The sequence below is a fragment of the Phenylobacterium sp. genome, from assembly GCF_044371015.1.
Classification (GTDB): Bacteria; Pseudomonadota; Alphaproteobacteria; order Caulobacterales; family Caulobacteraceae; genus Phenylobacterium.
In genome coordinates, this window is the sequence record NZ_JBILUK010000185.1 from 1 (window position 1) to 6,431 (window position 6,431).

Consider the following 6,431-nt stretch of genomic DNA (forward strand, 5'->3'; position numbering starts at 1 on the left):
CGACCTACTACCCTATGCCGAATTGCAACCCGGCCCCGGTCAGTACCCGTTGCGCGACTTCTACCGTGAGACCTTCCGGGCCCGGACCCGGGCGGAATGGGAAGCGTGGTTCGAGGGCAAGGACGTCTGCTTCGCGCCCGTGCGGAACCTGAAGGAAGGTTTTGAGGACCCGGCGGTCGCCGCGCGCGGCATGCTGGCCTTCGACCCCGAGGGAAACGAGGTGGTCGGCACGCCGATCACTTTTCGGGACGAACCCGGCGTGATCGATCCCTCAGTCCCGGCGCTCGACGCGGATCGCGGCAGCATCCAGGAGAAGGGCTGGGGGTAAGGGTGCACGCCCGCGCTGAAGAGCAGGACATGGCGTACGCGTCAGAGGCCGCGTTACGGACTGAAACTGATCCTGGTCATGGCCCGGCTTGTCCGGGCCACGCATTGTCCAGGGCAAGGCCGGACTAGACCCAAGGTTGGCGCGCAATGGATCCCCGGACAAGCCCGGGGGGCGCCGGGGAAAGGGGCGGTCCATCAGCACCCTCCGCCGACGGCCGTCGCCGGCGAATTGACTTCCCCCAAGGGCATGCCCCCAAGCTGGCTTCCAATCACAAGACCGGCTGGGAGGCCTTGACGCGGATGGGATGGACGCTTGCCGATGTGTGGGAGGCCATCGCCGCCGCCCAACCTGCCGCGCCCGCCCAGATTCAGGGGCCCCGGGTGCTGACATGGGCCGAGATGGACGCCCGAGCCGATGCGCTGGCCGCCCACATGCTGGCGCGCGGCCTGGGCCATCAGGCCAAGGTCGCGGGCTACCTCTTCAACGGCCCGGAGTACCTCGAGACCTACTTCGCCGCCTTCAAGGCGGGCCTGGCGCCGGTCAACACCAACTATCGCTACGGCCCCGAAGAGGTGACCTATCTCTTCGACAACGCCGATGCTGAGGCCGTCGTGTTCCACGCCGGCTTTGCGGAACTGATCGAGAAGATCCGTCCGCGCCTGCCCAAGGTGAAGGCCTGGATCGCCGTGGCGGAACCCGGCTACGCCGTTCCGACCTGGGCGGATGACTACGATGCGGTGGTGTCGAAGACGCCGGCGTCGCGCCCGGTCCGCGCACCCTGGGGTCGTTCGGGCGATGACCTCCTGTTGCTCTACACGGGCGGCACCACCGGCATGCCCAAGGGCGTGATGTGGCGGCAGGATGATCTGTTCCAGGTGCTCGGCGCCGGCGGCAACGCCGCCCTGGGCATTCCGCCCGCAACCTCGATCGCGGAGTTGATCGCGCGGCACCAGAACCCAGAGCATCTCCGCCCGATCAGCGTGGTCGCCGCGCCGCTCATGCACGGGACAGGGCAATTCTCGGCCTTCATCGCCTTCAACAACGCCGGCAGCGTGGTCAGCCTGCCCTCGCGCAAGTTCGACGCCGTGGAGTTGTGGAACGAGGTCGAGCGGCTCTCGGCCACCAATGTGGTCCTGGTCGGACTGGCCTTTTCCACGCCGATGCTGGAGGCGCTGGACGCCAATCCGGGCCGCTGGAACCTCTCCAGCGTGCGCGCCATGAGCTCGTCAGGCTCGATGTGGAGCCAGGAGAACAAGCGCGGCCTGCTCGGCCACATTCCGCAGGCGATGATCGCCGACAGTTTCGGTTCGTCTGAAGCTGTGGGCCTGGGGGCCTCGGCCTCTGCCGCCGGCCAGGAAGCCCAGACCGCCGCCTTCATGCTTGGTCCCAATACCGGCGTATTCACCGAGGACGGGCGGCGGGTTGAGCCCGGTTCCGGGGAACGCGGCCTGGTGGCCGTCTCCGGCTTCCTGCCGATGGGCTACTACAAAGACGAGGAGAAGAGCGCCAAGACCTTCAAAGTCATGGAGGGCGTACGCTGGAGCGTGCCGGGCGACTGGGCCGAGGTGAACCTCGACGGCTCCTTGAAGCTGCTGGGCCGGGGATCGGTTTGCATCAACACCGGCGGCGAGAAGGTGTTTCCCGAGGAAGTCGAGGAAGCGCTCAAGCGCCACGCCTCGGTCCGCGACGCCGTGGTGGTCGGTGTGCCCGACCCGCGATTTGGAGAAAGGATCTGTGCGGTGGTCGAGCCTGAGGCGGGCGCCGCTCCGACCTTGCCCGACCTGGCCGAACACGTCCGCGCCCAGCTCGCGGGCTACAAGGCGCCGCGTGAACTCGTGGTGGTCGAGAGCATCGGCCGCGCGCCGAACGGCAAGGTCGACTACAAGGCGATCAAGGATCGCGCCTTGGCGGCGCTCACCTAGAGTTCGATCGCCCGTACAGGCCTAGGGCGCCGTCGTGAGGCTACGAACAAACTCGACGAGCGCCGACCGTGAGACGCCGCGTGGCAGTCCAGAATAGGCCTTCAGAAGCTCGAGCGCGCCGGGTTCCGACAGCAAGGCCGCCACCTCGTCGACGGCCCCGCTCGACGTCGTGGCTTCGCCGAACATCTCGGCCATCGGCACCTCCAGGGTCTTGGCGATCCGCGTCAGCATCGAGGCGCTGACCCGGTTGGCCCCGCGTTCGTACTTCTGAATCTGCTGGAAGGTGACACCGGCCGCCTCGGCCAGCGCCTGTTGAGACAGGCCGCGCACTTTTCTCAGCAGCCGGATGCGCGCGCCCACAGCGACGTCAACGGGGTCAGCGACGGACTCGGGTTTGCTGGCCATAGTCTTTCAGGCTCTCCAATCAATCTTGGTCGGGCGCGCTCTAGCGGGCGCGTCGGTCGATCTTGTCCGCCGGTGGGGCGAACGCCTGGACCGGATCCGGCCGGTCCGAAATCGCATAGCAGGCCTCTGCGATAGCGATGCCGAGGGCCCGCCGAAGGGGACCATACTGTGGAAACTCGCGTTCCAGCTCGATCAGTTCCTCCTCATAGGGCGAAAGCAGCTCGACAAGGTTTTGGGCCAGACGGCCAACGCGATCTGTGTCCGGAATCATCGTGTCTCCCTTGGGAGAACGTCGATCAATGAGAGGCAGAACGCAAGCAACCGGAACGGGCGCGTACACGCCGGACGCGACGAAAAAAAGGCCGCACCCGAGGGCGCGGCCAGTTCATAGGGAGGAAACGCCCAAAAGGGCGAGGTCGTTATGCGCCTATGCTGCACTGCACGCAAGGCGAATTTTGCACTGCGACAAACTGTCCTGGAGAATTCCCAGGGAACGCCCATCACCGCTCTATGTCGGGCCAACCTTCGGCTAGATGAGGCTTTGGTGGTCGCAAGACCCCGTTGCCACGATGGTACCGCCCTCCCGGATCGAACGGGAGACCTCCAGAGCCACAATCTGGCGCTCTAACCAACTGAGCTAGGGCGGCGCATCGCGAAGGCGCGTTCTAATGGTGTGGGACGAGCGGATCAAGCGCCCCTCCGCCCCACGAAAAACCCCGGCCGCGGAAAGCCGCGACCGGGGCGTTTCAGGTAACGGCTCTGGATCAGTCCTTGGGCAGGACGAACCGGAGCGGGATGCGGACCGTACCGCCATCGACGGGCTGCCCGTCTTTGGTCTGGGGTCGCATCTTGAACAGACGCGTCATCCGCATGGCGGCGTCGCCAAAGCCCATGTCGGCGGGCTCCTCGGACACCACGGTGCAGCCTTCGAGCGTACCGCGGGCGGTCACCTTGCAGCTGAGGTTCGCACGGCCCTCTGCTTCCATCCGCTGAGCGCGGTCGGGATAGTAGCGGGCGATGTCCTCGCCAGACGGGCGGCGAAGCCAGTCCGGGTTGCTGATCACCGACGGACGCGGCGGTTCCGGCGGCGGGGCCGCAGGAGGCCGAGGCTCTTCAATCCGGCGTTCCACCGGCGGAACCGGCAGCGGCGGGATCGAGGGCATGTCCATTACCGTCGCGGGCGGCCTTGGCTGCAGCTTGGGCGGCGGCGGCGGCGGCGTGTTCGGCGGCGGAGGCGGCGGAGGCGGCGGCGGCGGTGGCGCTTGTGGCTTGATCAGCGCCACATCCGTGATCTCGTCCGAGTACTCTTTGTACTTGGGCTCGAACCGCGCCTTCCAGAGATAAACCCCCAAGGCCCCGTGGACCACGATCGCCACCAGGACGGCGATCACGAGCCCCGGGCGCTTGGCCGGCGGCGGATCGTCAAACGGGTTGTGCCGGACAATGGCTTCGTTCGGTGATGTCTCAGACATGGGTCACCACCTTAGTTGTCGTCTTTGCCGACCAGGGCCACGCTGTAGAACCCGTTGTCCTGCAACATGTTCATCACGCCCATGAAGTCGCCGTAGAGCACGTCTTTGTCAGCCCGGATGAAGATGCGCTCCTTGGTAGGATTGCGCTTCTCACCCAGGTTCTTCCGCAGGTCGTCACCGAGGCTGGGAAGGTCCGTCCGGAAGTCCTGGATGAACAGGCCGCCGTTCGGCTGGAGCGAGATGTAGATCGGCTTGGGAGGGTTGGTGCCCGGCGGCGACACCGCAGGCGGGAGCTCGACCTTTACGGTCACGCTCGCCAGCGGCGCAGCCACCATGAAGATGATCAGAAGCACCAGCATCACGTCCACGAAGGGGGTGACATTGATATCGGCGTTCTGTTCCGCTTCGTAGCGTCCGCCCCCTCCGCTCGAGAGTTTGGCGGCCATCTAGGTTACGCCCCCTTGTCGAGCTGCCGGGAGATCGCGTTCATCAGCTCAGCGACGAACCCTTCGGAACGCGCGCCGTAAGCCGAGATGCGGGTCTGGAAGTAGTTGTAGAAGATAACCGACGGGATGGCGGCGAAGAGGCCAAGGCCCGTGGCCAGCAGCGCTTCGGCGATGCCGGGCGCCACGACGGCCAGGTTGGTCGTGTTGGTGTTCGCAATGCCGATGAACGAGTTCATGATCCCGTAAACGGTGCCGAACAGACCGATGAACGGACCGTTGGAGCCGCACGACGCCAGGAACTGCATGCCGCTCGAAAGGCGGCGAGCCAGCTGAGCCTGGACCGCACCGACCGCCTGGTGGGCGCGACCAATGGTGGAGTCGCGATGCTCGCCGACGATCGAGAGACCAGCCTGCTTGGAGAGTTCGACCTCCTGAGCGGCGGCTGCCGCCATGTCGGCCAGCGGATTGCCATCATGCGCCTCGGAAAGAGCGATGCGGCTCATCTCGCCGACGTTCTTGGCGCCCCGGAACTCCTCAACAAAGGCGTCAGACGCCTTAAAGAGCGCCTTCATCTCGAGGATCTTGGTGATCAGGATCGCCCAGCTCAGAATCGAGGCCAGAACCAGGCCGATCATGATGACCTTCACGACCGGGTCGGAGTCCATGAACATGGTGCCGACATTGAGCTTGCCGGCGTTCTTCATGGTCGGCGGATCAGCCGGAGCGTCGGCGGCAGGCGCCTCAGGAGCGGCGGCGGGGGCCGCAGCCGCGGGATCGGCGGCCGGAGCGGCCGCAGCGTCGGCGGCCGGAGCCGCGGGGGCGGCGGCGTCCTGAGCGAACGCCGGCGCGCTCGCCGCAAGCGCCATCGCGCCGAGGAGAGCCGAGAATGTGATCTTCAATTTGTTGTCGAGCATCTGTCGCCAGTTCCTGGTTGGTCTAGCACGATTGGCCAAAGGGTCGTCGCGCGGGTGCGTCTCTTCCCCAGTTGATACAAGCCCGGCACCTCAAGCCGCAAACGCGACCCGACGCCCCAGAGGCGCTGTCGTGCGTCCGACCCGGAACGCGGTCCGCTGACGATCAGCGGCGCTCGACGTACTTAGGTCCGGACGGCCTTGAGGGCCCGCGAGCGGGCCTTCAAAGTCTTACCGCTTTGTTAGGAGAGCGGCCTCGACCCTTTGGCAACACCCAAACGAGGCGTCAAGGGGCAGAAGCGCGCGCGGGCCCGTCAAATTACTGACGCATCGGAAGTTTTGTGCGCTGCACATCGATTGGGCGCCATCGTGATACGTCGACGGCGCCGCTCTGCACTCGATTTATGCCGCAACGCAGCAATAGCTCGGAACGTATCGACAAGATGAGAATGGCGCGCCCTTGGAGATCAACGCAGTCCCCAGGCCGTTCGCTTCAACGGTCTCGGACCCTGCAAGGACGCTGTAGGAGAAATGGTGCCTGGGGGCGGATTCGAACCACCGACACGCGGATTTTCAATCCGCTGCTCTACCAACTGAGCTACCCAGGCCTGCCCGCCCGCGCGGGAGCCGCGTCCATAAATCAGGGCGCCGTTGAAGTCCAGCGGCGGCGACGAGGGGCCGTCCCGGTCACGATGGATCATCGTGACCGGATGGAAACGGCCTCGCCATTAAGGGGGCGAGCACGTTTTATCCCCATCGACTTGATTCAAGCCGACTGGGACCTGTTCTCGGCTCAATCGTCCTCAGAGGCGGCGGCCTGGGCGTCATGATCGTCCTCCTCGGCGGGCATGGCGTAAGCCCCCGTCAGCCAGCGCTGCAGGTCCACATCGGCGCAGCGACGCGAGCAGAACGGTCGGTAGGCTTCCACCATCGGCCGACCGCAGATG

At 65.7% G+C, this 6,431-nt stretch carries 8 protein-coding genes and 2 tRNA genes; 2 read left to right on the forward strand and 8 right to left on the reverse strand.

What is annotated here, in order from left to right; genetic code table 11:
- Both ACIQ3R_RS13690 and ACIQ3R_RS13695 read left to right on the forward strand, forming a co-directional pair.
- The coding region (locus tag ACIQ3R_RS13690; RefSeq protein WP_397419412.1) for a CoA transferase at positions 1–328 on the forward strand (328 nt) is incomplete at its 5' end.
- A 299-nt stretch (positions 329–627) separates the two neighbouring features.
- On the forward strand, positions 628–2,250 hold the full coding sequence (locus tag ACIQ3R_RS13695; RefSeq protein ID WP_397419414.1) for an acyl-CoA synthetase: 1,623 nt from the start codon (positions 628–630) through the stop codon (positions 2,248–2,250).
- Between the two features lie 21 nt (positions 2,251–2,271).
- On the opposite strand, the gene ACIQ3R_RS13700 is transcribed toward ACIQ3R_RS13695, so the two are convergent.
- From ACIQ3R_RS13700 to yacG, 8 genes are all read right to left on the reverse strand, one after another.
- Positions 2,272–2,655 (reverse strand): helix-turn-helix domain-containing protein, encoded by a 384-nt coding sequence (locus ACIQ3R_RS13700; RefSeq protein ID WP_397419416.1) that lies wholly within the window; start codon positions 2,653–2,655, stop codon positions 2,272–2,274.
- A gap of 40 nt (positions 2,656–2,695) precedes the next feature.
- A complete protein-coding gene (locus ACIQ3R_RS13705; protein WP_397419418.1) occupies positions 2,696–2,926 on the reverse strand; it encodes a hypothetical protein in 231 nt (76 codons plus the stop codon).
- Positions 2,927–3,225: 299 nt separating this feature from the next.
- Positions 3,226–3,302 (reverse strand) — tRNA-His (locus tag ACIQ3R_RS13710).
- Between the two features lie 117 nt (positions 3,303–3,419).
- The gene (locus tag ACIQ3R_RS13715; protein WP_397419420.1) at positions 3,420–4,127 is read right to left on the reverse strand and encodes an energy transducer TonB; all 708 of its coding nucleotides are present in this window, start codon (positions 4,125–4,127) and stop codon (positions 3,420–3,422) included.
- An 11-nt stretch (positions 4,128–4,138) separates the two neighbouring features.
- Positions 4,139–4,573 (reverse strand): ExbD/TolR family protein, encoded by a 435-nt coding sequence (locus ACIQ3R_RS13720; RefSeq protein WP_397419422.1) that lies wholly within the window; start codon positions 4,571–4,573, stop codon positions 4,139–4,141.
- Positions 4,574–4,578: 5 nt separating this feature from the next.
- Positions 4,579–5,487, reverse strand: coding sequence for a MotA/TolQ/ExbB proton channel family protein (locus ACIQ3R_RS13725; protein WP_397419424.1), 909 nt, complete (start codon positions 5,485–5,487; stop codon positions 4,579–4,581).
- 529 nt (positions 5,488–6,016) lie between these two features.
- Positions 6,017–6,092: transfer RNA gene (locus tag ACIQ3R_RS13730), tRNA-Phe, on the reverse strand.
- Between the two features lie 185 nt (positions 6,093–6,277).
- Positions 6,278–6,430 carry a DNA gyrase inhibitor YacG gene (gene yacG / locus ACIQ3R_RS13735; RefSeq protein ID WP_397419426.1) on the reverse strand — a complete coding sequence of 51 codons (153 nt, stop codon included), beginning with the start codon at positions 6,428–6,430 and terminating at the stop codon, positions 6,278–6,280.
- Position 6,431: the final 1 nt, after the last annotated feature.